Annotated in this window: 20 protein-coding genes and 2 pseudogenes; 17 read left to right on the forward strand and 5 right to left on the reverse strand. The window is 56.0% G+C overall.

All coding sequences use genetic code 11. The features are described 5' to 3' along the window. The first annotated feature begins 103 nt into the window (after positions 1-103). The 3 genes from DYE26_RS00270 (at position 104) to holA (ending at position 3,314) form a co-directional block, all read left to right on the forward strand. A complete protein-coding gene (locus tag DYE26_RS00270; RefSeq protein ID WP_036621220.1) occupies positions 104-652 on the forward strand; it encodes an RNA polymerase sigma factor in 549 nt (182 codons plus the stop codon). Continuing rightward, on the forward strand, positions 649-1,980 hold the full coding sequence (locus DYE26_RS00275) for an anti-sigma factor family protein (protein WP_036621223.1): 1,332 nt from the start codon (positions 649-651) through the stop codon (positions 1,978-1,980). The genes DYE26_RS00270 and DYE26_RS00275 overlap by 4 nt, the downstream gene beginning before the upstream one ends. 314 nt (positions 1,981-2,294) lie before the next feature. After that, complete coding sequence (holA, locus tag DYE26_RS00280) at positions 2,295-3,314, forward strand: DNA polymerase III subunit delta (protein WP_036621225.1); 1,020 nt, start codon at positions 2,295-2,297, stop codon at positions 3,312-3,314. A gap of 125 nt (positions 3,315-3,439) precedes the next feature. Here holA and rpsT read toward each other — a convergent pair whose 3' ends face one another. Continuing rightward, entirely contained in the window at positions 3,440-3,715 is a 276-nt protein-coding gene (gene rpsT / locus DYE26_RS00285; protein ID WP_036621227.1) for a 30S ribosomal protein S20, read from the reverse strand. Positions 3,716-3,922: 207 nt separating this feature from the next. Here rpsT and gpr point away from each other — a divergent pair, with 207 nt between their 5' ends. The 4 genes from gpr to DYE26_RS00305 all read left to right on the forward strand — a co-directional run bounded on the left by gpr (position 3,923) and on the right by DYE26_RS00305 (position 8,227). Continuing rightward, entirely contained in the window at positions 3,923-4,939 is a 1,017-nt protein-coding gene (gene gpr / locus DYE26_RS00290) for a GPR endopeptidase (protein ID WP_036621228.1), read from the forward strand. A gap of 181 nt (positions 4,940-5,120) precedes the next feature. Beyond that, positions 5,121-6,443: a stage II sporulation protein P gene (locus tag DYE26_RS00295; protein ID WP_036621230.1), complete on the forward strand. Its 1,323-nt coding sequence runs from the start codon at positions 5,121-5,123 to the stop codon at positions 6,441-6,443. A gap of 26 nt (positions 6,444-6,469) precedes the next feature. Continuing rightward, a complete protein-coding gene (locus tag DYE26_RS00300; protein WP_036621232.1) occupies positions 6,470-7,024 on the forward strand; it encodes a hypothetical protein in 555 nt (184 codons plus the stop codon). A gap of 120 nt (positions 7,025-7,144) precedes the next feature. Next, the gene (locus tag DYE26_RS00305; protein ID WP_227872823.1) at positions 7,145-8,227 is read left to right on the forward strand and encodes a LacI family DNA-binding transcriptional regulator; all 1,083 of its coding nucleotides are present in this window, start codon (positions 7,145-7,147) and stop codon (positions 8,225-8,227) included. Between the two features lie 65 nt (positions 8,228-8,292). On the opposite strand, the gene DYE26_RS00310 is transcribed toward DYE26_RS00305, so the two are convergent. From DYE26_RS00310 to DYE26_RS00325, 4 genes and pseudogenes are all read right to left on the reverse strand, one after another. Next, positions 8,293-9,474, reverse strand: coding sequence for a glycoside hydrolase family 130 protein (locus tag DYE26_RS00310; RefSeq protein WP_036621234.1), 1,182 nt, complete (start codon positions 9,472-9,474; stop codon positions 8,293-8,295). A 34-nt stretch (positions 9,475-9,508) separates the two neighbouring features. Then, the gene (locus DYE26_RS00315) at positions 9,509-10,699 is read right to left on the reverse strand and encodes an AGE family epimerase/isomerase (protein WP_036621236.1); all 1,191 of its coding nucleotides are present in this window, start codon (positions 10,697-10,699) and stop codon (positions 9,509-9,511) included. Positions 10,700-10,721: 22 nt separating this feature from the next. After that, positions 10,722-11,675: a glycoside hydrolase family 113 gene (locus DYE26_RS00320; protein ID WP_036621238.1), complete on the reverse strand. Its 954-nt coding sequence runs from the start codon at positions 11,673-11,675 to the stop codon at positions 10,722-10,724. Between the two features lie 208 nt (positions 11,676-11,883). Continuing rightward, positions 11,884-12,493: pseudogene (locus tag DYE26_RS00325) on the reverse strand (substrate-binding domain-containing protein); the annotation flags it as partial. Between DYE26_RS00325 and DYE26_RS00330 the strand changes: the two are divergent. The 10 genes and pseudogenes from DYE26_RS00330 to dnaJ all read left to right on the forward strand — a co-directional run. Beyond that, positions 12,494-12,805 (forward strand): annotated as a pseudogene (locus DYE26_RS00330) (ABC transporter permease family protein); the annotation flags it as partial. A 37-nt stretch (positions 12,806-12,842) separates the two neighbouring features. Continuing rightward, a complete protein-coding gene (locus DYE26_RS00335; RefSeq protein WP_036621241.1) occupies positions 12,843-13,865 on the forward strand; it encodes a glycoside hydrolase family 130 protein in 1,023 nt (340 codons plus the stop codon). Between the two features lie 22 nt (positions 13,866-13,887). Beyond that, complete coding sequence (locus tag DYE26_RS00340) at positions 13,888-14,844, forward strand: acetylxylan esterase (protein ID WP_036621244.1); 957 nt, start codon at positions 13,888-13,890, stop codon at positions 14,842-14,844. Between the two features lie 97 nt (positions 14,845-14,941). Next, entirely contained in the window at positions 14,942-16,759 is a 1,818-nt protein-coding gene (gene lepA, locus DYE26_RS00345; RefSeq protein ID WP_036621246.1) for a translation elongation factor 4, read from the forward strand. 890 nt (positions 16,760-17,649) lie between these two features. Continuing rightward, positions 17,650-18,864 carry a radical SAM family heme chaperone HemW gene (gene hemW / locus DYE26_RS00350; protein WP_051985842.1) on the forward strand — a complete coding sequence of 405 codons (1,215 nt, stop codon included), beginning with the start codon at positions 17,650-17,652 and terminating at the stop codon, positions 18,862-18,864. A 185-nt stretch (positions 18,865-19,049) separates the two neighbouring features. Next, entirely contained in the window at positions 19,050-19,517 is a 468-nt protein-coding gene (locus DYE26_RS00355; RefSeq protein WP_036621250.1) for an N-acetyltransferase, read from the forward strand. A 100-nt stretch (positions 19,518-19,617) separates the two neighbouring features. Beyond that, positions 19,618-20,649 (forward strand): heat-inducible transcriptional repressor HrcA, encoded by a 1,032-nt coding sequence (gene hrcA / locus DYE26_RS00360; RefSeq protein WP_036621253.1) that lies wholly within the window; start codon positions 19,618-19,620, stop codon positions 20,647-20,649. A gap of 106 nt (positions 20,650-20,755) precedes the next feature. Beyond that, a complete protein-coding gene (grpE, locus tag DYE26_RS00365; RefSeq protein ID WP_036627853.1) occupies positions 20,756-21,343 on the forward strand; it encodes a nucleotide exchange factor GrpE in 588 nt (195 codons plus the stop codon). A gap of 56 nt (positions 21,344-21,399) precedes the next feature. Continuing rightward, positions 21,400-23,250, forward strand: a complete 1,851-nt coding sequence (dnaK, locus tag DYE26_RS00370) for a molecular chaperone DnaK (protein ID WP_036621256.1) — start codon at positions 21,400-21,402, stop codon at positions 23,248-23,250. Positions 23,251-23,405: 155 nt separating this feature from the next. Beyond that, a complete protein-coding gene (dnaJ, locus tag DYE26_RS00375; RefSeq protein WP_036621258.1) occupies positions 23,406-24,524 on the forward strand; it encodes a molecular chaperone DnaJ in 1,119 nt (372 codons plus the stop codon).

Genomic DNA, 24,524 nt, shown 5'->3' on the forward strand with positions numbered 1-24,524 from the left:
CACGGACTTTTTTCCAAATAAATATTTATCTAAAATAGTAACAACATTGCAACATTTTGTCGGACGCCAGCGTCTGGATAGTTGCAAGGAAGGGGGAGCCTTTGTGGTGGAGCAAGGTCTCATCAGAGCCGCACAAGAGGGCGATCGCGACGCTCTAATCACCCTATTGCGAGAGATTGAACAGCATGTGTACCGGACAGCCTATTATATATTAAATAACGAGCAGGATGCGCACGACGCCGCTCAGGAGGCGCTTATCCGGATTTATACCAAAATCGGTTCATATGAGGAGAAAGCTCAATTTAAAACTTGGGTGCAGCGAATCGTGACGAACATATGCATTGACAAATTTCGAAGGAATAAACCGACGGTTTCGATCGAAGAGCACGAAATGGTGTTTCAGGGCAACGACAGCGTTGAGCGGGAGGTTATGTCCGGCTATATGGCCGAGGATATCCGCAGCGCGATCGAGCAGCTTCCGGAACATCACAGGTCGGTGGTTGTGTTGAGATATTTGCAGGACTTTTCCTATAACGAAATTGCCGATAGTTTGAATCTGCCCCTGAACACCGTTAAATCCTATCTGTTTAGGGCCAGGCAGCAGCTGCAGCACTTGCTTCGAGATTATCAGAAAGGTGGTGTAACAGGATGAATTGCCAGGAGGCGGTGGAATGGATGAATCGTTATCTCGACCGGGATTTGAACGAAGAGGAATCCTCTCTTCTGTTTGAGCATATTCGCCATTGCCGGGATTGCGCCGAGCAGTTCGAATGGCTGAACAAGCTGTCCGCGCAGCTTGAGAACTTGCCGAAGGTCGTCCCGAATTACAGTCTGGTCGATGCGATCCTTCCGCAATTGGATGCGATCGATCAGGCCCGCCGGGAAGGCAGCGTATCCGAGGCGGACGCTCTGCCGGTCATGACCGAAAGCTCCCCAGCGCTAAGCCGAAGCGGCAAGCAGGAACGCGAGCAAGGCCCAGCCTCGCGCCGCGCCCGCATTTATCGGTACGGATCGCTGGGCGTGGCGGCGGCGTTGATCTTAGGCGTGTTTATTTATCAGTATGAGCCGCAAACGGTTCCCAACGCCGAAATCGCCTTGAAGAGCGCAAGCGATGGATCGCCAAGCGCGGACGATGCGGGGGCGGCGGGCGAACCGGAGGATATCGCCCGGCTGTTCATAAGCAAGGAAGAGGCGGATGCGGGCTCGGCCGGCGGGGCAAGCGAGCCGGAGCGGACGGCTCAGGCCGAAGAAGACTTAAAGTCCCCGGCAAATAGCGGCGAAACCGGGAGTCATCCCGGGAAAGGGGCGGCGGACGCTCTGGATTCAGCCGAACCAGCCAAAGGGAAGGAAACTCCGGCGGAAGAGGCGTCGTCTGCCGCGACCGGCGCCCCGGCAAACAATGGCGGAGACGGGACGGCTCAGAGCGAGGCGCAGGACATCGGGGCTTTAAACCATGGCGGTGTTCCGGCTGCCGGCGGAGCGCAGGCCGGCCAGCGGGGCGCCTCCGGCGATTCAAACGCTGGCGCCGGAACGACCCTGGAACCGGGGATTGTGCAGCAGAGAAGCGTCAATGAAGCGGATCCGAATCAATCGATGATGGGGATAGCCGCCGCGCCGAAAGCCCCGACTGCCTGGACTTCTCCGGATGGGGCCTACGAGGCCGAATTGAAGGAAGGACATCTGTATATATACAAAAAAGAGTCCGATCAGAAAAAAACGCTTGTTTCCGATCATGCGCTCGGTGGAGAATGGGTTCAGGGCGAATGGTCGGAAGACAGCACAACGTTTACCTATGAGACCGCAAAAGACGGAACGGTGACGACCCGTTCGGTCAAGGCAGCGTCCGGGGCGGACGCTGCCGCGGACAGTACTCCCGCGAAAGGAGGTTCCGCGAAAGGAGCTCCCGCAAACAGCACTCCCGCGAACGGAGCTTCCGCAAACGGCACCGCCGGGAACGGTGCTGCCGCGGATCAGCCGTAAAATCCCTTAAGCCCAGCAGAGAAAGACTTGCTAAATTGGGCGGGGCAAGTGCTTTAAGGCAGTCACCTTTTTAGGAGATATGGAATAGGTTATAAATATAGAGACAAAGGATTGGAACCCTGATCGTCGTATGACCGCAGGCGGGAAAGTTTCTAGAGCTTTTCTGCCCGCGTTTATATAGATGTTCTGGGACAGAGGGACCTTTCGCCGCGAGGCAGAGGTCTCTCTGTTGCTTTTGGCGCCGGATTTGGACTAATGGCCGGTTTCGAAGTATCATAGGGAATAGGCAATGCGTTTGGGAAGGAGAGGCCGAATTGGACGCCAAAACAGCGGTAAAAGAGATCAAACAGGGGCGGATCTCCCCGTTATATTTATGCTACGGTACGGAGAAGTATCAAATTCAAGAGTTTGTCGGGCTGCTCCAGGACAAGCTGGTCGACCGGGATCAAAAGGACTTCGCCATGGCGGTGTTCGATCTGGCGGAGACGCCGATTGAAGCGGTGGTGGAGGAGGCCGAGACGCTGCCTTTTCTCGTCGAGCGCAAGCTGATCGTCGTCCGCGATGCCGGATTGTTTACGGCCGGTAAAGAGGGCGGCAAAATCGAGCATAAAGTGGAGGCGCTGCAGACGTATATCGGCAATCCGGCGGAGCACAGCGTCATCGTGTTTGTCGTTTACGCCGAGAAGCTGGACGAACGCAAAAAAATCGTGAAGGCGATGAAGGCTTCCGGGACGGCCTTGTCGTTTATGCCGCTCGGCGGGGGCGAGCTGGTGCAGTGGGTGGTGCACGAGGTGGAGAAGCGCGGCTGCCGGATCGGCAAGGAAGCCGCGGAGGCGCTAATCGCGGCCGGCGGTGTGCATATGGCCGCGCTGGCGGCGGAGGCGGACAAGTTGTGCCTGTACGCCGGAACCGGGGGCACGATCGACACGGCCGCCGTCGAGCAGCTTGTCGCCCGCAGCACGGAGCAGAACGTGTTCGCGATGGTCGAGCATATCGCCGCGCTGCGGCTGGAGAAGGCGCTCGGCATTTTCTACGAGCTGCTCAAGCAGCGCGAGGAACCGATCAAGATCGCGGCGCTGATCGCCCGCCAGTTCCGGATTATGATGCAGGTGAAGGAACTGGGCCGGCAAAGCTACTCGCAGCAGCAAATCGCCTCGCAGCTTGCCCTGCACCCCTATGTCGTGAAGCTGGCCGGCGAGCAGGCGCGGAAGTTCGAAGCCGGGCGGCTGCGGGATATTTTATCCGAGCTCGCCGAACTGGATTACCGGATGAAAAGCGGCGGCGTCGACAAGGTGCTCGGTTTGGAGTTGTTTTTGCTTAAATTGGGGGCTTGACCTGCACGTACGCGCTGTTTCCGGCCGCCCGGACCGGAGCCCCCGGAATCAACCAAAAAGACCTGAACGAAAATCGTTCAGGTCTTTTTGGGCTTAGTTGTTTGATGCTCTTATAATTAACGCGCTTACGCTTGTTGGGACGCAAGGGCGTTCAATTTTTTGGCCAAGCGGGATTTCTTGCGGGCTGCTGCGTTTTTGTGGATCAAGCCTTTCGTTACGGCTTTGTCCAATTTTTTGGTAGCAGCGGCGAAAGCAGCTTTGGCTGCTTCAACTTCGTTAGCCGCCAGAGCGCTGTCGGCGGTTTTCACGGCCGTACGCAGGGCGGATTTTTGCGAAGCGTTGAGAGCGCGGCGCTTTTCGCTAGTTTTTACACGTTTGATTGCGGATTTAATGTTAGGCATTGCATTCACCTCCTGTAAAGCATATATCATCCCAGATGATTCACAACTTAAAACATTTTATCACGCAGCACCGCAAAAAGCAATAAAATCATGCTTCTTCCCGTGGACAGACAGGCAATAGACGAGCGGGGAACGATGAACGGATGAATAATCACTTTGCCTCTCCCGCACAATAAAGGAAACTAGAGGAAATGGAGGTCTTATGGGATGAATCTGGATTTACGGGAATATTCCGTGCGAACCGATTTGGCCGTTGAAGCGAAGGAGATGGCGGAGACGGCTCACGGCGGGCCGGTGCAGGGCTTAAACGAGGAGGTAACCGAGCAGGACGGCATTAAAATCACCCGGCTCGACATCACCGATGACGCCGCTTCGCGGCAAATCGGCAAGGTCAAGGGCCACTACATTACGATCGAGGTTCCGGGACTGCGCAATCAGGACACCGAACTGCAGGAAAAGGTTGCCGCCGCTTTTGCCAAAGAATTCACCGCATTTTTAAATAAAATCGGAGTCGGCAGCCATGCCAAAACGCTGGTCGTCGGTCTCGGGAACTGGAATGTGACGCCCGACGCCTTGGGCCCTTTGGTCGTGGAGAACGTGCTGGTGACCCGCCATTACTTTGAGCTTGCGCCGGATCAGGTGGCTCCGGGGTACCGCCAGGTCAGCGCCGTAGCCCCCGGGGTGCTGGGGGTTACTGGCATCGAATCGAGCGAAGTGGTACAGGGCATCGTGGACCGGACCCGGCCCGATCTGATCATCGCGATCGACGCGCTGGCCTCCCGTTCGCTCGAGCGGGTGAATACGACGATTCAAATCGCCGATATCGGCATTCACCCTGGTTCCGGCATCGGCAATAAAAGAAGAGGGCTGACGCAGGAGATCCTGGGCATCCCGTGCATCGCGATCGGCGTGCCAACGGTCTGTTACGCTTCGACGATCGTGAACAACGTATTTGATTTAATGAAGTCGCATTTCAATCAGGAAGCCGGTGAAGGCAAGCAGGCGCAAACGAAGCAGATCATGGGCTTGCTTACCGAGCTCAGCGAAAACGAAAGATTGGGGCTCGTCAAAGAGGTGCTGGACCCGCTCGGCCATGACCTGATCGTTACACCAAAGGAGATCGACGAATTTATCGAGGATGTCGCGAACGTGATCGCAAGCGGGCTGAACATCTCCCTGCATGAAGCCGTTACGCCGGAAAACGTCGCGTCCTATACCCATTAATTCCGGGCAGCCGGCCCGAAACGCAAATATTGAACACGGTTTTCGTCAACCGCAGAAAAAGATCCGCTAGCCAAATCTAGCGGATTTCTTTTTTTTGGGAGAATTTGAGGTTCTACCCTAGCAGCTAGGTTCATAGATTTGGGATATGAAGTTTGAAAGCGGCTGGAGGAGGACATGCGAAATGAAATTCAGAGCTTTGAACATTGCGAAATTAAGACGGAACCTGCTGTACGTATTGGCGATGGGTAGGACCTTTTTGCTGCTGACGGTCATGTCGGTCGTATTTTTTATCTTGCTGGGCGTGTTCGGGATTGCCGAGAAACAGCTTAACACCTCGCCGGTTTCTTCGATGAAGGGGCTGGCGGCTTCCCTGTCCAGCGGTTTCTTTATGGAGATGGTCGGGATGGAGCTTCCGCATGCGGCTCCAACCAACGAAACGCCCGCGATATCGGGAAAACACATGACGAATTTCGTGTTCCAACTGTTGACCGACGTCAACCCGTCCGATCCGAAAAGCCTGGTTGCCCGCGAGGTGCCGGGGCTTGGCGCGGACAGTCCGATTTTGCTGCGAACCGGCTCGGGCAACGGGCTGGCGCAGGCGCCCGAAGATTACCGGCCCGGAAACGGGGCCCACGGGAGCGCCCCGGATCATCCGGAGCCGGACGAGGATGGCCAGGATGGGACGAACCCGGGCGGGGACGGCGAGGGCGGCACGCCGGAGAATGGCGGCGCCTCGGACGCTCAGAAACCGGAGCAGGGCGCGGACGCGGAGGAGCCATCGATCAAACCCGGCAACAAAAACATCGTTATGATCTACCATTCTCATCCGCAAGAATCGTATAATCCGGTCCTGGGGACGAATGTCGACAACCCCAGCTCGGCGGAAAAGATGAAAAACGTCAGCCTGGTCGGCGACGCGCTGGCCAAGGAGCTCGAGAAGAAAGGCATTGCCACGCTGCATTCGTACGAAAATTATGCGGACAAAGTTAGCAATTACAACTACAACTATTCATATAAATATTCGCGGGAGACCGTAAAAACGGCAATGGCCGAAAACGGGCAGCTTAAGTACTTTATCGACATTCACCGCGACTCGCAGCGCCACGACAAAACGACGACGACGATCGGCGGACAGTCCTACGCGCAGGTGTATTTTATCATCGGGCACGGCAACGAGAATTGGCGTTTGAACGAAGCCTTCGCCAGCTCCATCCACGAGCGCATGGAGAAGTCGTATCCCGGCATCTCGCGCGGCATTTGGGGCAAAACGTCGTCGCAGGGCAACGGAGAGTACAACCAATCCTTGTCGCCGAACAGCGTGCTGATCGAAATCGGCGGGATCGACAACACTCAGGAGGAGCTGGATCGGACCGCCAAAGTGCTCGCCGGCATCCTTGCCGATTTGTACTGGGAAAGCCAGGAAGCGGAAAAAGCCGGATCCTTGACGAAAGACGGCGGGAAGCAAGAGGCGGGCGAAGCGGCGCAGACAAGCAAGAAATCATAGACTGGATTCGGGAGGACGGGGAGATCATGGCCAAAACGACGCGAAAAATATTGCTGTACGGCATTCTGCTTGCGGCGGGCGTAACGCTGGGGATGCAGCTGGCGGATAGCGGGACCGCAACCGTCTATGGGCCGGGGTATTCCGGCGGCGAAGCCGGCGCAACCGGCGCAACCGGACAATTTCCGCAGGGTTACGGGAGCGCTGGGGGCGGATACGCTTCTTCGGCTTGGCCCGCGAATTCCGCCCAGGGCGGGTCCGGCTGGCAAAGGGGGAACGCCGCTCCCGGCCCGGGTTACGGCTACGGAGGGTATAACTACGATTACAACGGTGCAAACGGCGGGTATGAAACGGGAGGCAACAGCGGCGGTCCGGTCCCCTCGCAGGGCTTTTCTTCGGGGAACGGGGCCCAAACCGGTCCATCCGGGGGGAATTCCGCCATGCAGACGCCCGCCGATCTGCTGCTGCCGCCCCAGCCCCCGCCGCCTGTGGACCGCTTCGCCGACAAAGCGGCGCATTTGCTGCAGCAGGCATCGCAAAAGAGCATCCATTGGGTCGCCTCTTTATTCGACCAAACGGAATGACGAGCCCCGCTCTCCGGGAAACTTACGGATTTACGGTTTATAACAGGTGCCGGCTTTGTTATACTATTGTTAGATTATTATTTGAACCGTTAGTAAGACTATTCGGAGGTAGGAACCCGCTTGAAAAAAGTTACGATGCAGCAAATCGCCGATCATTTGGGTGTCTCAAAGTTCGTCGTTTCCAAGGCGTTATCCGGTAAAGGCGGAGTCAGCGAGTCCACCAAGGAGCGGGTCATTCAGGCCGCATCCCGGCTCGGCTATTTTAATCAAAAGAACGGGTACGTTAAAAACATTGTTCCCGCCGGGGCGCCGCTCTCCCCATCCCCCGGCAAGCAGTCGGTGCTGGTGCTGATGCCCAATATCCGGTTTCAAAACAAGGAGTCGCTTTATTGGGGAAAATTGCTGGAGGGGATATCCCGCGAGCTTGAACAGCAAGGGCTCGGGATGATTATCGTTTCGGAGCCGCGGGGTGAGAACTTCATGAGCATCCTGAACCCGGAGGGCATTCTCGGCATGGTGGGCGTCGGCCAGATCGCGACCTCGCTGCTGCTTGAGGTACACCGGAGCGGACTGCCGATGGTGCTGGTCGATCATGAAGATCCGCTGATTCCGAGCGATACGGTTTTTGCCAACAACCTGGACGGCATGGCGAGGCTAACCAATCATTTGATCGGTTTGGGACATCGCCAGTTGCATTTTGTGGGGAGCTCCGCATTTTCGCGAAGCTTCCGCGACCGCTGGCTCGGCTTTCGCAGCGCTTTGGAGGAGAACGGTTTGACCCCGCAGGCGGCTGACGATCCGATGCTGAAGCTGGAAGGCGTGGAGACCGGGGCGTTCCATGGCGATGTGGCCGCCTGGCTTCAGCGCCGGAAAAAAACGCGATCCCTGCCGACGGCGCTGGTGTGCGCGAACGACGCGATCGCCGTGAACGTGTGCTCGGCCCTGGACGAGCTGGGGTTATCGGTCCCCGGGGATATCGCCGTGACCGGGTTCGACAACATCGACGACGCGGCGCGCCATGCACCGCCGATTACGACGGTGAACGTCCCGAAGGAGGAACTGGGCCAGCGCGCGGTGAAGAAGCTGTTGGACAGGCTGTCCAAACCGGGCGGGCCGCAGGAGAAAATCATGATTTCGGTAGAGATGGTCTACCGGAATTCCACCTCCGAACCGGCAGGAGAGGCCGGAACCGCGCGGAATTGACCGCCAACCGCAGAAAAAGCGCGAGCCGCAAAGGGATTGCCTTTGCAGTTCGCGCTTTTTATTTATTATTGTCCGGCCAAAAACCGCTCGTTGCGCTCGACCAGGCTCAGTCTTTGCTGAACGCAAGCGTAGGAGCGAAGCGGGTCCTCCGGCGTGTTTATCGCATAGTCGAGCAGCCGGTCAACGGTTGAGGTGGCGACATGGATACGCGTGTCGGAGGAAGCGTAGTAAATGAACACATCACCGTTATCGCGGGCGATCACGCCGTTGCAGAACACGACGTTCGACACGTCGCCGACCCGCTCTTCGCCTTCCGGGGCGATCAGATGGCCGCCGGGACGATGCGTTACGCGCTGCGGCTCCTTAAGGTCCGACAGGAAGGCGTACAGCACGTACCGCAGTCCCGCCGCCGTCCCCCGCACGCCGTGGGCGATGTGCAGCCAGCCTTTGTCCGTTTTGATCGGGGCCGGGCCCTGGCCGTTTTTGACCTCTTTAATCGTATGGTATTTCCGGTCGTCAACGATGATCTCCTCCTCGATCACCGCGTTTTCGATCGAATCCGACAGCCCCCAGCCGATGCCGCCGCCGGACCCGGCGTCGATAAAGCCGTCCTGCGGCCGGGTGTAGAACGCGTATTTGCCGTTCACGAATTCCGGGTGCAGCACGACGTTGCGCTGCTGCGGGGATTTCGTCTTCAGATCGGCCAGGCGCTCCCAGGCGACGAGATCCTTGGTGCGGGCGATGCCGCATTGGGCCACGGCGCTCGACAGGTCGCCGCGCGGAGCGTCCGGATCTTTCCGTTCCGTGCAGAACAGGCCGTAAATCCAGCCGTCTTCGTGGCGCACGAGCCGCATGTCGTACACGTTTACGTCCGGATCTTCGGTTTCCGGCATCACGATCGGGCGATCCCAAAAGCGGAAGCCGTCCACGCCGTTATCGCTTTCCGCCACAGCGAAGAACGATTTGCGGTCTACGCCTTCGACCCGGGCGACGAGATAAAATTTGCCGTTTAGCTCGATCGCTCCCGGGTTGAATACGCCGTTTACGCCAAGACGTTCCATGAAATACGGATTTGTCTCCGGATTGAAATCGTATTTCCAGATCAGCGGCGCGTGTTCCGCCGTCAAAACCGGATAACGGTAGCGGTCGTAGATTCCGTTGCCGTAAGGGAGCCTTTCGTTGCGGCGGCTGATTAATTGCTCGTAACGCTCCATCAAATGCTGCTTTCTTTCCTCAAACAGATTCATTCTTTTTTCCTCCGTATTATTGAAATTAAAAGTTCTATCCCTGCAAACGTCCCAGCATTTCCAGACAAGCCCGGCTGTTATGGTACGGGCATTTCCACGGGCTGACCTTCGGCTCTCCCGGCAGGGAGGCGCCGCTCTGATCCACGCCCCAGAACCATTCGCCGCGTTCCCGGTCGATCAGGTACGTTTGGATGAACTTCCAGGAATTTGCCGCGGCGGTCCGGTACCGCTCGTCGCCGGTCAACTGATAGGCGTTATAGAAGCCGACCATCGCTTCCGCCTGGGGCCACCAATCCTTGTTCGTATCGGTCAGTCCGCTTGGGCCGGCCTCGTTCCAAATGCCCCCGTCTTTGTCCACGCCTTCGTTGTAAACCGCTTCCGCCATCGCCGCAGCCGTTTCTTTTACACGCTGCAGCAGGGCGGGATCGCCAAGCACCCCGGCGGCTTCGACGAGCAGCCAGCTGCCTTCGATGTCATGCCCGTAGGAGATATGGCGGCTCTTGACTTGCCATTCCTCATCAAAAAACAGCCAAAAATGAGCCTTTTGCGGGTCGATGATATGATCCAGCGTCACCTCGATCAGCTCGGACAGGCTGTGCCGCAGCTCGGGGGATTTCCATACCCGGTACAGGTTGGTGTACGCCTCCAGCACGTGCAGATGGGTGTTCATCGATTTCTTTTCGTTCAGGTCCTTGTTGCTGAGGCTGAAGTCGCCGGTTTGCTTCCAGTCGCGGGACAAAGCCTCGATATATCCTTTATGAACAGGGTCATAGCTGTATTTCTCAAGCAGGCGGTAGATGTCCGCCGCCAAATCCAGCGCCTCCCGGTTCGAAGTGGCGAGGGCATATTCGGCCAAGGCGTAAATGACGAACGCTTGACCGTAAACCTGCTTTTTATCCTGGGCCGGACGCCCCTCGCAATCGACCATCCAGTACAAGCCGCCGTGCTCGCGGTCCAGGAAATGCTCCAGCAGATAATCGTAGGCGCGCTGCGCCGTCTCCAGATATTCTTCGGAAGGGAAGAGACGGTGGGCGGAAGCAAAGGTCCACAAAATCCGGGCGTTCAGCACCAGCCCTTTGTCGGCTTGGCGCTCGGGTTTCAATTCTTGATCGATAAAGCCGATGAACCCGCCGCGCTCGGTATCGACCGTATGGTTGATCCAAAACGGCAAAATGTTGTCCTGCAGTTCTTGCCGCAGCTGTTGTATCCAATCGAGTTTGTCCATGGGGAATGTGCCTCCTTATCGCTTATGGTGAAATTAGTTTGGCGGCGTATGCTTCGGCGACGACAGCTTCGGCGCGTTTGCCGTAAATGCAGTAGCCGTCATCGGCAGCGGCTTGCTCGCGGCCGTAAAGCTGCGCCGGCCAATCCCACAGCATGAAGCCGCGCACCCAGTCGCGTTCTCCGCATTTTTGCAGCATCATGCGGTAATAATCGGCCTGCTCGGCTTCGTTGACCGCCCCTTGAAGCGTCCAGTCGTTTGGGATGTTCGCCGAGCCGGTCCGGCTGGGGCAACCCGCTTCCATAAACAGAAAAGGCTTGCCCAACCGCCGTACAACGTTTTCAATCCGATTCAGCTGCCGCTCCCAATCGCCGACCGGATAGTAACCGCTGGAGCTGATAATGTCCACGGCATCCCACCAAACCACGTTATCCTCCTGGTATTTATCGCAGTTATACGTAATGGGGCCGCCGTACACTTTTCTTACTTCTCCAATCAGTTCCCGCCACTCCCGCTCGCGCCGGTTGGTCTGTACCATCTCGCAGCCGATGCAGAACATTTCGCAGCCTGATTCCTCGGCGATTTGCGCAAAATGAACGATAAACTTGCGGTAAGAGGCAAACCAGTCGGCCCACTTGGGTTCGCACGGAACATCTTTGTCAAAGAAGTTGATATGCGCCCGCCAGGTGCCGTCCGCACAGTTCACGATCGGCTTCAGGCATACCTTCAAGCCAAGCGACTTGGCTTTGCCAATCGCCCACCTGACTTCCTCATCGGTTACCGTCGGTTCCTTCCAGTAAGGAATTTCCGTCGAGAAGGCCGTCGCTTGCAGCGCGGAAAAAGCGATCGCCGTCCAGTTGACCCCGGTGGATTTCACCATCGTTTCCATCGAACGGGCCGCGGATTCATTGCCCCATGTGCCTCTAACGCCCATAAACCCCCAGGTCATTCCGGCCACATAAGGCGCTAACGAATTCATGCAAGAGCTCACCTCGCCAGCTTAAATTTCTGAATTTTGCTATCATTTGTTATCGTTTGTTATAATAATATTAATAACAAATTATGATTATGACATTACTATATATCTAAAGATCAGGAGAATTCAACACTTTAATTTTGTGGTTTGTTAGCCTGAACAAACTATCAAACGCAAAAAAGCCGCCGAGAGCGGCGGTTTTTGGTGTTCGTCAGAAGAACTGTTTATTGATTGTTTTTACAGAATCCCGGTAAATGATTTTGCCGTGTACCAGCACGCGGACGATATGCCGGCTTGGGTTGGCCACTTTATCCATGATCGTTTTGACGGCCATGCGCGCCATCTGCACGATGTCTACTTCGACCGTCGTCAACTGCGGGGTGGAGAGCGTAGCGTACACATCGTTGTCGAAACCGACCACGGAGCAGTCGTCCGGCACGCGGTAACCCATGGCATTCAAGCGCTCGCACAGAATGTAAGCGACCTGGTCGCAGTTGCAGACGAAGGCTGTGGGCATTTTTTCCGGAAACACGATATCGATGTATCTGCCATGCTCGTCGCGGTCGTTCAGCAGCAGCCGGTCTTCAAAAACCATGCCGTGCTCGAGCAGCGATTTGTAATAACCGAGATCACGGTCCTGGATGCTGCTGGTGGAATAAATGTTGCCCATGTAGGCGATATCGCGGTGACCGCATTGAATCAATATAGTTGGTGATTTCATAGGCTCCGTAAAAATTGTCCGTTACGATCGAATCGATCGCGGCGTGTTCGTCGTAAAAATCGAGAAACAGGTTGGGCAAATCCATGTTTTGCACCGTTTCATGCTGGACGGGGCGTCTTATTTCACGATTTACTGGAAAATCATTTTACTTTTGCTTGCGCCGGCCATCGTCACGGTGATTATCGTCAAAGGCGTCAACATTTGCAACGATTTTTATACGCCGTTCCTGTATATGCCCAGCGAGGAGCTGCAGGTGATTTCGACCGCGCTGTTCAAGTTCAAAGGACCTTACGGCCCGCAGCGGGAAGTCATCTGCGCGGGGATCATGATCACGATCGTGCCGATTCTGATCGCCTTTATCTCCCTGCAAAAATACATCTACAACGGCTTTGCGCAAGGCTCGGTCAAATAAATTAACTTAAATCAAGTGGAATGAAAGGAGCAACCTTATGAGTACAGTAAAAATTATCGGAGAAACCTTGCCGAACATCCCGTGGCAGGAGAAACCGGCTGATGCGGCCGGGCCGGTGTGGAGACATAGCGGGAATCCGGTTATCGATAGAAATCCGGCTAAAGGCATCGCCCGTATTTTCAACAGCGCCGTAGTCCCGTACGAAGGCCGCTTCGTCGGCGTCTTCCGCGCCGAAACGATCAATGGCCGCCCGCATCTGCACCTGGGTTGGAGCGAGGACGGCTACGGCTGGAAGATCGACGAGGAGCGCTTTCCTTTCACGGATGAGGACGGCAAGCCGTTTCAGCCGCGATATGCCTATGATCCGGGGCTGGTGAAGGTGGAAGATACCTATTATATCACTTGGTGTACAGACTTTTACGGCGCGTCGATCGGCGTGGCCAAAACGCGGGATTTCCAATCGTTCGTGCGCCTGGAAAATCCATTCCTGCCGTTCAACCGCAACGGCGTATTGTTCCCGAAAAAAATCGGCGGGAATTTCATTATGCTGTCCCGTCCGAGCGACAGCGGCCATACGCCGTTCGGCGACGTGTTCCTGAGCGAAAGCCCGGATTTCGTCTATTGGGGCAAACACCGCCATGTCATGAGCAAAGGCGGCCAAGGCTGGTGCCAGTCGGTGAAAATCGGCGGCGGCCCGGCCCCGATCGAAACGTCGGAAGGCTGGCTGATGTTCTACCACGGCGTTACCGGCACTTGCAACGGGCTCGTCTACAGCATGGGCGCGGTCATTCTTGACAGGGTTGAGCCGTCCCGCGTGAAATACCGCTCCAGAACATACGTGCTGACGCCGGAGGAATGGTATGAAGAGCGCGGTTTCGTGCCGAACGTCGTGTTCCCTTGCGCCGCGTTGACGGATGCCGCAAGCGGAAGAATCGCCATCTATTACGGCGGTGCGGACACCTATGTTGGCGTGGCCTATACAACGGTCCGGGAGATCGTCGATTACGTGAAAGCGACGCATGAAGAAGTGGGCGACGACGCGGAAATCGGAACAATGTAACAGTGGACGGGAGGAAATGATCATGGCCAATGATCGAATCGAAGATTTGCTGAAATACCAAGGGAGCAGCCCGAAACCGCGGGATTTCCACGCCTATTGGGAACGGGCCCTGAAGGAGCTGGACGCGCAGCCGCTGGATTATGAATTGGCGGCCGCCGATTTTCAGACGCCGCTGGCGGAATGTTATGATCTTTATTTTACCGGGGTCGGCGGAGCACGGGTGCACGCCAAATACGTCAAACCGCGGGCGGTCAAGGGCAAAGGGCAAGGGCTTGCGCTTTTCCACGGCTACCACACCGGGAGCGGGGACTGGTTCGACAAAGCCGCGTACGCCGCCCACGGTATCGCCGTGATCGCACCGGACTGCCGGGGACAGGGCGGATTGTCCGAAGACAATCTGACCGTGAAAGGGACGACGCTGAAAGGCCATATTATCCGCGGCATCGATGAAGAGGATCCGGATAAGCTGTATTACCGCAATGTGTTTCTCGATTTGGTGCAGACAGTGCGGATTCTGATGTCGATGGAGGAGGTCGATCCGGACCGGATCGGCGTCCATGGCTGTTCCCAAGGCGGAGCGCTTACGGTGGCCTGCGCCGCTTTGGAGCCGCGGGTCAAGCTGGCGATCCCGGTTTACCCGTTCCTGACCGATTATAAGAAAGCGTGGGAAATGGATGTCACTAGCTCGGCTTACGAGGAACTTGCTTATTATTTCCGGTTTATGGACCCGCTGCACGAGACGCAGGAAGCGTTTTTCAACAAACTGGGATATATCGACATTCAGAATCTGGCCGACCGTATCCGGGCGAAGGTCATCTTCGTGACGGGCTTGGCCGATTCGATTTGTCCGCCTTACACGCAGTTTGCGGCCTATAACAAGATCGTTTCCGAGAAGGAGTTGGTCGTTTATCATGAATACGGCCATGAATATTTGCCTTATTTGGGCGACCGCGTCCTGCAGGAGATGCTGGAGTTGTAGATAATAACGAGAATGCGCGCCCGTACCGATTGATGCCAGCTCCTGCAACTGATATAATAAATTGATTGGACTTCAACGATTTGTGGTGGGGGTAAGGATGACTGATATCAGAGCAAGACAACAAAAAATTCGCAATTTCTGCATCATTGCACATATAGACCATGGCAAATCGACGCTGGCCGACCGGATTTTGGAATATACCGGGGCGCTGTCTTCCCGGGAAATGCAGGAGCAGGTGCTCGACCAGATGGATCTGGAGCGTGAACGCGGGATTACAATCAAGCTGCAGGCGGTGCGCTTGGCTTACCGTGCGGACGACGGTGAGGAATATTTGCTGAACCTGATCGACACGCCGGGACACGTCGACTTCACGTACGAGGTTTCCCGCAGCCTGGCGGCCTGCGAAGGGGCATTGCTCGTCGTGGACGCCGCCCAGGGGATCGAAGCCCAGACGCTGGCCAACGTTTATCTGGCGCTGGACAACAACCTGGAGATTTTGCCTGTCATCAACAAAATCGATCTGCCCAGCGCCGATCCGGACCGGGTGAAGCAGGAGGTCGAGGACGTCATCGGGCTCGACGCCAGCGAGGCCGTGCTGGCTTCGGCCAAAGCGGGGATCGGGATCAAGGAGATCCTGGAACAGGTCGTGCAGAAGGTGCCGGCGCCGTCGGGCGATCCGGACCGTCCGCTTAAAGCGCTCATTTTCGATTCGCATTACGATCCGTACAAAGGCGTTATCGTATATGTACGCGTCATTGACGGCCATATCAAAGCCGGCTCGAAAATCAAAATGATGGCGACGGACAAAACGTTCGAGGTCATCGAGGTCGGCGCGTTCAAGCCGCGGATGACGATCGTGGACGAGCTGAACGTCGGCGACGTCGGCTTTATCGTGGCCGGCATCAAGACGGTCGGCGACACCCGGGTCGGGGATACGGTGACGGACGCAAAAAATCCGACGCCCGAACCGCTGCCGGGCTACCGCAAAATCAACCCGATGGTCTTCTGCGGCCTGTATCCGATCGAAACGTCGGATTACAACGATCTGCGCGAAGCCCTGGAGAAGCTGCAGCTCAACGACGCTTCGCTCAGCTTCGAGCCGGAAACGTCCAGCGCGCTAGGCTTCGGATTCCGCTGCGGATTCCTCGGCCTGCTGCACATGGACGTCATCCAGGAGCGGATCGAACGGGAGTTCAACATCCCGCTGATCACGACCGCGCCAAGCGTTATTTACAAAGTGACGCTGACGAACGGCGAGACGATTTCGATCGACAATCCGTCCAATTATCCGGAAGTCGGCAAAATCGACCACGTGGAAGAGCCTTTCGTCAAGGCGGCGATCATCGTGCCGAACGATTACGTCGGAACGGTGATGGAGCTGTGCCAAAACAAGCGCGGCGAATTCGTGAACATGGAGTATTTGGATACGACGCGCGTGACGATTACCTACCAGATCCCGCTGTCGGAGATCGTTTACGACTTCTTCGACCAGTTGAAATCGGGCACGAAAGGATACGCTTCGTTCGACTACGAGCTGTCGGGATACCGCCAGTCCAATTTGGTAAAGATGGACATCCTGCTCAACGGCGAGCAGGTGGACGCGTTGTCCTTCATCGTGCACCGCGACCGCGCTTACCATCGCGGCCGGATCATTTGCGAGAAGCTGCGCGAGCTGATTCCGCGCCAAATGTTCGAGGTGCCGATCCAGGCTTCGATCGGGACGAAGATCGTCGCACGCGAAACGGTCAAGGCGATGCGCAAAAATGTCCTCGCCAAATGCTACGGCGGCGATATTTCACGGAAGCGCAAGCTGCTGGAAAAGCAAAAGGAAGGCAAAAAGCGGATGAAGCAGGTCGGCAGCGTCGAGGTGCCGCAGGAAGCGTTTATGGCGGTGCTGAAGATCGACGACAATTAAGCGGGAAGCGATTGAAAGTCGTGAAAGTCGTGAAAGTTGTGATTGCCCCGGAAACCGGCGGCAAGCGGATGAGCTTGCGAGCGTCGAGGCGGCGTAGCAAGTTAAAAGCGATGGATTATGGTGGGAGGAAAGCCGCGGGGCTTTCCTCTTTCAAATAAGCGCTGCGGCGCAGGCGTGGGAATGGCCGCCGCCGGGCGGGAAATTAGCGGTAAGTTATGGCTCGATCAAGAAAAATCTGTGCTTGACAAAACGGCTGCCGGAACGATCTCATAACGATCTCGGAGCGATCCTGGAACGACCCGGAACGAATCCCGGAACGAATCCCGGATCGATCCCAGAATGATCCCGGAATGACCCGGAACGATTCTGGAACGACCGCTCGCCTGCCTGCCGGCCGCCGGCCTTCAAAATAGCGGCACTTTATGTACTTATTACCGGAGCCCTGGCTAGTTCATCCTCATTAACGGCAGTTTATGTACTTATTATCCGATGAATGGTCCAGAACGCGGCATTTCCTTGCGGTCCTAAGAAAATAGCAGCATAAAATGCCTCTATTTCTCTCAAATGGGCGGGGAGCGGCGAAATAAAGGCACTTTATGTCCTTATTTTTCGCCGTTGAAGTTGCTCCGGCAGCTCAGGCAGCCTGGTTTTACAGGTTTACTTTATTTTTATCAAACGAACGGATATCGCCGGCCGGAATTACGCGCATTTTTGCCCTTATTTCTTGAGGACTGAAGTAACGGGCTGCGGCGAATCTATTTCCGGTTTTAAATTTTTCTACTATTATATAATATGAAATTAATAAAAGTTTAGGAGGCATGACCATGGACCAACAGACGAAGCGGCAGGGACCGGGAATGCCGAACCTTGAGCAGACGGCGGGCGGCGTTATGTCAAGCGGCCAGCCGGCGGCGGAAAGCGCCGCGTCTAACAGCGAAAAAAAGCGGGCGCCGCAGGCCGTTTATATACACATTCCGTTTTGCACCAATAAATGCTTTTATTGCGACTTTAACTCCTACGTGCTGAAGGATCAGCCGGTGATGGACTATCTGAAGGCGCTGGACCGCGAGATGGAGCTGACCGTAGGCCAAACGCCGCCCGGCGAGATCCGGACGATTTTTGTCGGCGGCGGGACGCCGACCGTGCTGAATCCGCAGGAGATGGAGTTTTTCCTGGCATCGGTGCGGAAGCATTTCCCGCGCTGGGCGGGCGGTATCGAGTTTACGATGGAGGCCAATCCCGGAACGACCGACCGTGAAAAACTGGCCGTGATGAAAGCGGGCGGGGTCAACCGGGTCAGCTTCGGCGTGCAGGCGTTCCAGAACGAGCTGCTGAGCGGGATCGGCCGGATTCACAACACCGACGACGTGTACCGGAGCTTGGAGAACGCCCGCGCCGCCGGTCTTGACAATCTGTCGATCGACTTGATGTTCGGTCTGCCGAACCAGACGGTGGAAATGTTGGACTACAGCGTCTCCCGCGCGCTGGAGCTAGGGCTGTCCCACTACTCGATCTACAGCCTTAAAGTGGAAGAGAACACCCTGTTCCATACGCTGTACCAGAAAAATCAGCTGCCATTGCCAAGCGAAGAAGATGAGCTAAAAATGTATCTGCTGCTGATGGAGCGGATGGCGCAGGCGGGGTACAAGCAGTACGAGATCAGCAACTTCGCCAAGCCGGGCTACGAAAGCCGCCACAACATCACTTATTGGCGCAACGAAGACTATTACGGTTTGGGCGCGGGCGCGCACGGATATGTAGCAAGACAGCGGCACGTCAACATCAAAGGCGTGAACCCGTATGTGGAAGCGGCCGGCCAAGGCCTGCCCCGGCTGGAGCAGTTCGCTGTGTCCCGCGAGGAGGCGATGGAGGATTTCGTGATGGTCGGGCTGCGCATGCTGGACGGTATTCGCAAGGAGGACTTCCGGGCCCAGTTTGGCGCGGCTAGCGAAATGGATCGGATTTTTGCCCGGCCGCTGCAAAAAATGTTGTCGGCTGGACTCCTGGAGCAGCACGAGGATCAAGGCGGCTACCGGCTCAGCCGCCAAGGCGTGTTGTTCGGCAATGAAGTGTTTGCCGAGTTTATCGGCGCATTAACGGTATAACCGAATATATTCAATCGCAGAATGAACAAAACAGGCAGCTGCCCGGCTTGAAATCAAGCGAGGCGGCTGCCTGTTTTAGGCTGGTGCGCAACCTTTAGGATCGGCAAGAAATGGCTTGAAGTTTTATACCTAATCATGTATATTTATTCATATTACATGACTTGGGAGATCGAGGGGGAAAAGCAATGCAAGCCGTTGCCGTATGCAGACAGGCGAAACTTGAGGACGTCGAACCTCTTTTTACGATGATTGATGAATATGCCAAGAGAGGGATCATGCTGCCGCGTTCCCGCGCAGTGCTCGAACGTCAGATCAACGATTTCGTCGTCGCGGAAGTGGATGGGCGGGTCGTGGGGTGCGGCTCGCTGTGCAAGCTCGGCGAGGAGCTTGTGGAAATCCGTTCTCTCGGCATCGCCGAAGGGTACAAAGGGCGCGGCCTCGGCTCCATGCTGGTGGAGAAGCTGGTGGAGCAAGCGCGGAAGCTGGCGATACCGAAAGTGATGGCTTTGACCTATGAGGTTTCATTTTTTGTGAAAAACGGTTTTACGGTGGTAGATAAAGAAATTTTCCCGGAAAAAGTATGGACGGACTGTGTCAATTGCGCAAAGCAGCACTGCTGCGACGAAATAGCCGTGCTTAAGATACTGGACTGACTTGACAATCGTCAGGTCGGTTTGGTATTTTTGTATTAGCGATTAGCACTCTAAGCTAACGAGTGCTAACGGACGATAAATTGGATCAGGAGGGATTGCCATGTTAACGGAACGCCAAAGAATGATATTGACTGCGATTGTGGATGACTATATTCGATCGGCGGAGCCGGTGGGGTCCCGGAGTATTTCCAAACGTGGGGATGTCGGGTACAGCCCGGCGACGATCCGCAACGAGATGGCGGATTTGGAGGAGCTCGGTTTCTTGGAGCAGCCGCATACGTCGGCGGGACGAATACCTTCCATTAAAGGCTACCGTTACTACGTGGATCACCTGACTCCGCTTAATCTGATTACGCCGGAAGAGCTTAAAACCCTCAAGGCTTTTTTTGCCGAGAAGCTGAATGCGGCGGAACAGGTCATTCAGCATGCCGGCACGATTTTATCCCATATGACCAATTACACTTCCATCCTGCTGGGGCCGGAAGTTTTTCATACGTCTTTGCGCCATTTCGGGTTGCTGTCGCTGAACGAGAACACGGCGGTGGCGATCTTGGTCACGAATACGGGACAAGTGGAGAACAAAACCGTGTCCATTCCGGCCGGCGTATCGGTTTCGGAGATGGAAAGAGTGGTCAACCTGCTTAACGTTAAGCTTGCGGGGCTGCCGATCTACAAACTGAAAACCGCCCTTTATAACGAAATCGGTCAGGAAATGCAGCGGCATATCGAGCATTTTGAAGAGCTGATGAAGGTGCTTGATCAAGTGCTGGACAGCGGTTCGGACGGGCAGCGCCTGTTCCTGAGCGGGGCTACCAACATGCTGACGCAGCCGGAATTCCGCGATGTGGACAAAGTCAAGAGCATCCTGGATCTGCTGGAGGAGACGCCGACGTTGACGAAAATGATGTCTTCGGCATCCCTCGGCTCGGGCATTCAAGTGAGGATCGGCACGGAAAACGACCACGAAGCTTTCGCCAACTGCAGCCTGATCACCGCAACGTATCAAATTGAAGGGGAAACGGTCGGGACGATCGGTATTCTTGGGCCAACCCGGATGGAATACGGCCGGGTGATGCGAATTTTGGACATTTTATCGAAGGATTTAAGCAAATTTTTGTCCCGGCTGCATTAACATGCATGAACTTTGGCCCTGACTGCATGTTAAGGAGGTGAACATCTTGAAGGAATCACAGCCAATTCAAGACAACATCAATCACAATGTAGAGGAAGAACAAGAGATGAACGATAACGTTAAAGATGAGCAAAACCTGGAAACGGAAGAGAACAGGCAGGACGAAGCGCTTCAGCAGGAGCCGCAGGAACAGGTGAACGAAGACGAAGCGGCGGGCTCCGCAGCGGAAGGCGGCGCCGCTTTGAGCGGCGAACTGGCAAAATTGCAGGCGGAGAACGAGGAATACCAGCAGCGGCTGCTTCGCGCCCAAGCCGATTTCGATAATTTCCGGCGCCGGACGTTGAAGGAAAAGGAAGAACTGGGAAAATATGCTTCCGCCAAGCTGATTACCGAGCTGCTGCCCGTGATCGATAACTTCGAAAGAGCGATCAGCTCCGCGGGCGAAAGCGCGGATACCAGCTCGTATGCGAAAGGCGTGGAAATGATTTTCCGCCAGCTCGAAGGCGTGCTGAAAGCGGAGGGACTCACTGCGATGGAAGCCGAGGGTACGCCGTTTAATCCCGAATTCCATCAGGCGATCATGCAGGTGGAATCCGAGGAATACGAGGAAGGCATTGTCGTCGAGGTCGTGCAAAAGGGATATTTGTTGAAAGACAAAGTGCTGCGCCCGGCGATGGTCAAAGTCAGCGGCTGAACCACATGCTGATACACATAGAAAAACATGCACCTATTTAAGGAGGACATAAGCAAATGAGCAAAGTTATCGGTATTGACCTTGGAACGACCAACTCTTGCGTTGCGGTCATGGAAGGCGGTGAAGCCGTCGTCATTCCGAACCCGGAAGGCGGACGTACGACTCCTTCCGTCGTCGGTTTTAAGAAGGACGGCGAACGGATCGTCGGGGAAACGGCAAAACGCCAGGCGATTACAAACCCGGACCGCACGATCATCTCCATCAAAAGACATATGGGGACGAACCATAAAGAAGCCATCGACGGCAAAGAATTTACGCCGCAGGAGATTTCGGCGATCATTTTGCAGAAGCTGAAATCAGACGCCGAAGCTTATTTGGGCCAACCTGTAACCCAGGCGGTCATCACGGTTCCGGCTTATTTTAACGACAGCCAGCGTCAAGCGACGAAGGATGCCGGGAAAATCGCCGGCCTGGAAGTGCTGCGGATCGTCAACGAACCGACGGCGGCGGCGCTTGCCTACGGCCTGGAGAAAGCCGAGGATCAAACGATCCTGGTTTACGACTTGGGCGGCGGTACGTTCGACGTATCGATTCTGGAGCTGGGCGACGGCTTCTTCGAAGTTAAGGCCACCAGCGGGGACAACCACCTCGGCGGCGACGACTTCGACCAAAAGATCATCGATTATCTGGTGGAAGAGTTCAAAAAGGATCAAGGCATCGACCTCAGCAAGGACAAAGCGGCCGTTCAACGTCTGAAAGACGCCGCCGAAAAAGCGAAAAAAGAATTGTCCGGCGTGCTGACGACAACGATTTCCCTGCCGTTCATTACGGTCGTTGACGGCGTGCCGCAGCACTTGGAAGTGAACCTGACCCGCGCCAAATTCGAAGAATTGACGGCGGACCTCGTAGAGCGTACGCTTGGACCGACCCGCCGCGCGCTGAGCGATGCCGGCCTGACTTCGGCCGATATCGATAAAATCGTTCTGGTCGGCGGCTCCACGCGGATTCCGGCCGTTCAGGAAGCGATCAAGAAGCTGACCGGCAAAGAGCCGCACAAAGGCGTCAACCCGGACGAAGTCGTTGCCCTGGGCGCAGCCGTGCAAGCGGGCGTGTTGACCGGCGACGTCAAGGACGTCGTATTGCTCGACGTAACTCCGCTTTCGCTAGGGATCGAAACGGCGGGCGGCGTGTTTACGAAAATGATCGAACGCAACACGACGATCCCGACGAGTAAATCGCAAGTTTTCTCCACTTACGCGGACAATCAGCCTAGCGTGGAAATCCACGTGCTGCAAGGGGAACGCGAGATGGCCGCAGGCAACAAAACGCTCGGCCGCTTTATCCTCGGCGATATTCCGCTCGCGCCTCGCGGCGTGCCGCAAATCGAAGTTACCTTCGATATCGACGCCAACGGGATCGTTAACGTATCGGCGACGGACAAAGGCACCGGTAAAAGCCAAAAAATCACGATCACATCTTCAAGCGGCCTCAGCGACGAAGAAATCGACCGCATGATGAAAGACGCCGAGCTTCACGCCGAAGAAGACAAAAAACGCAAGGAACTGGTCGAAGCGAAAAACAACGCCGATCAGCTCATTTACAGCGTGGACAAAACGCTGAAGGAACTGGGCGATAAAGTGGACGCCGCCGAAACGGAAAAGGCGAACGCGGCGAAAGATGAGCTCAAGAAAGCGGTCGAAAGCGACAATCTGGAGCAAATCAAATCCGCTTCGGAAAAACTGACCGAGATCGTGCAGCAGCTCTCCGTCAAGCTTTACGAGCAGGCTCAGCAAGCCGCCGGGGCAGCCGGCGCCGAAGGTGGGGCAGAAGGCGCTGCGGCCGGCGGTTCGACCCGCGACAATGTCGTGGATGCCGACTATGAAGTTGTTGACGATGACAAGAAGTAAAGCTTAAGGCATCACGGACCGGCAAAGATTGAATATACTTTGGTAAACTGGGAAGGTCAAAGCGCGGGCGGCTTCCGCACTTTGACTTTCCTTTTGCCGGATTAAGGGAACGGTATAACGCGGCTGGTCCCAAAAGTCAAGACGGGGGTGGAAGGATGGCAGAAAAACGCGATTATTATGAAGTGCTGGGCGTCGGGAAAAACGCCGGCGATGAAGAGATCAAAAAAGCTTACCGCAAGCTGGCCCGCCAATATCACCCGGACGTAAACAAAGCGGCGGATGCGGAAGCGAAATTTAAAGAAGTGAAGGAAGCCTACGACGTGCTCAGCGATCCGGGCAAACGCTCCCGCTACGATCAATACGGACATGTGGATCCGAATCAGGGCATGGGCGGCGGATTTTCCGGCGCGGATTTTGGCGGGTTTGGCGATATTTTCGACATGTTCTTCGGCGGCGGCGGCAGACGCGACCCGAATGCGCCGCAGCGCGGGAACGATTTGCAATATACGATGACGATCGAGTTCGAGGAAGCGGCATTCGGGAAAGAGACCGATATTACGATTCCGCGTACCGAAAACTGCGATACGTGCTCCGGCACCGGCGCAAAACCGGGTACGAAACCGACGGTTTGCTCCGTCTGCCACGGAACCGGACAGCAGGAGGTCGTGCAGAACACGCCTTTCGGCCGCATGGTCAACCGGCGTACCTGTTCCGCCTGCGGCGGCCGGGGCCAGATCATCAAGGAGAAATGCCCGACCTGCTCCGGCAGCGGCAAGGTGAAGAAGCAGCGTAAAATCCACGTGCGGATTCCGGCGGGGGTTGACGACGGCGCTCAGCTGCGGATGACGGGCGAAGGGGAAGGGGGCTTGCGCGGCGGCCCTCCAGGCGACTTGTATATCGTCATCCGCGTGAAGGATCATGAGTATTTCGAGCGGGAAGGCGACGACGTTTATTTGGAAGTGCCGATTACGTTTGCGCAGGCGGCGCTGGGCGACGAGATCGAAATCCCGACGCTGACGGAAAAGGTCAAGCTGAAGATTCCGGCCGGTACGCAGACAGGCACTTATTTCCGCCTCAAAGGCAAAGGCATTCCGCGCCTGCGCGGCGTCGGCCAGGGCGACCAGCACGTCAAAGTGGTCTTGGTGACGCCTCGGAAGCTAAGCGAAGAGCAGAAAGAACTGCTGCGCCAATTCGCTTCGCTGGAAGGCGAACATACGCATGAAAATGAGCAATCGTTTTTTGACCGCATGAAACGGGCGTTCCGCGGCGAATGA

This window comes from Paenibacillus macerans (assembly GCF_900454495.1).
Lineage (GTDB): Bacteria > Bacillota > Bacilli > Paenibacillales > Paenibacillaceae > Fontibacillus > Fontibacillus macerans.

What these genes read in the sequence shown, in the direction of transcription:
- DYE26_RS00275 (WP_036621223.1), top strand. Translation starts at nt 649, where the DNA reads ATGAATTGCCAGGAGGCGGTGGAATGGATGAATCGTTATCTCGACCGG.
- rpsT (WP_036621227.1), bottom strand. Translation starts at nt 3,715, where the DNA reads ATGCCTAACATTAAATCCGCAATCAAACGTGTAAAAACTAGCGAAAAG.
- gpr (WP_036621228.1), top strand. Translation starts at nt 3,923, where the DNA reads ATGAATCTGGATTTACGGGAATATTCCGTGCGAACCGATTTGGCCGTT.
- DYE26_RS00295 (WP_036621230.1), top strand. Translation starts at nt 5,121, where the DNA reads ATGAAATTCAGAGCTTTGAACATTGCGAAATTAAGACGGAACCTGCTG.
- DYE26_RS00300 (WP_036621232.1), top strand. Translation starts at nt 6,470, where the DNA reads ATGGCCAAAACGACGCGAAAAATATTGCTGTACGGCATTCTGCTTGCG.
- DYE26_RS00310 (WP_036621234.1), bottom strand. Translation starts at nt 9,474, where the DNA reads ATGAATCTGTTTGAGGAAAGAAAGCAGCATTTGATGGAGCGTTACGAG.
- DYE26_RS00315 (WP_036621236.1), bottom strand. Translation starts at nt 10,699, where the DNA reads ATGGACAAACTCGATTGGATACAACAGCTGCGGCAAGAACTGCAGGAC.
- DYE26_RS00320 (WP_036621238.1), bottom strand. Translation starts at nt 11,675, where the DNA reads ATGAATTCGTTAGCGCCTTATGTGGCCGGAATGACCTGGGGGTTTATG.
- DYE26_RS00335 (WP_036621241.1), top strand. Translation starts at nt 12,843, where the DNA reads ATGAGTACAGTAAAAATTATCGGAGAAACCTTGCCGAACATCCCGTGG.
- DYE26_RS00340 (WP_036621244.1), top strand. Translation starts at nt 13,888, where the DNA reads ATGGCCAATGATCGAATCGAAGATTTGCTGAAATACCAAGGGAGCAGC.
- lepA (WP_036621246.1), top strand. Translation starts at nt 14,942, where the DNA reads ATGACTGATATCAGAGCAAGACAACAAAAAATTCGCAATTTCTGCATC.
- hemW (WP_051985842.1), top strand. Translation starts at nt 17,650, where the DNA reads ATGTCAAGCGGCCAGCCGGCGGCGGAAAGCGCCGCGTCTAACAGCGAA.
- DYE26_RS00355 (WP_036621250.1), top strand. Translation starts at nt 19,050, where the DNA reads ATGCAAGCCGTTGCCGTATGCAGACAGGCGAAACTTGAGGACGTCGAA.
- hrcA (WP_036621253.1), top strand. Translation starts at nt 19,618, where the DNA reads ATGTTAACGGAACGCCAAAGAATGATATTGACTGCGATTGTGGATGAC.
- grpE (WP_036627853.1), top strand. Translation starts at nt 20,756, where the DNA reads ATGAACGATAACGTTAAAGATGAGCAAAACCTGGAAACGGAAGAGAAC.
- dnaK (WP_036621256.1), top strand. Translation starts at nt 21,400, where the DNA reads ATGAGCAAAGTTATCGGTATTGACCTTGGAACGACCAACTCTTGCGTT.
- dnaJ (WP_036621258.1), top strand. Translation starts at nt 23,406, where the DNA reads ATGGCAGAAAAACGCGATTATTATGAAGTGCTGGGCGTCGGGAAAAAC.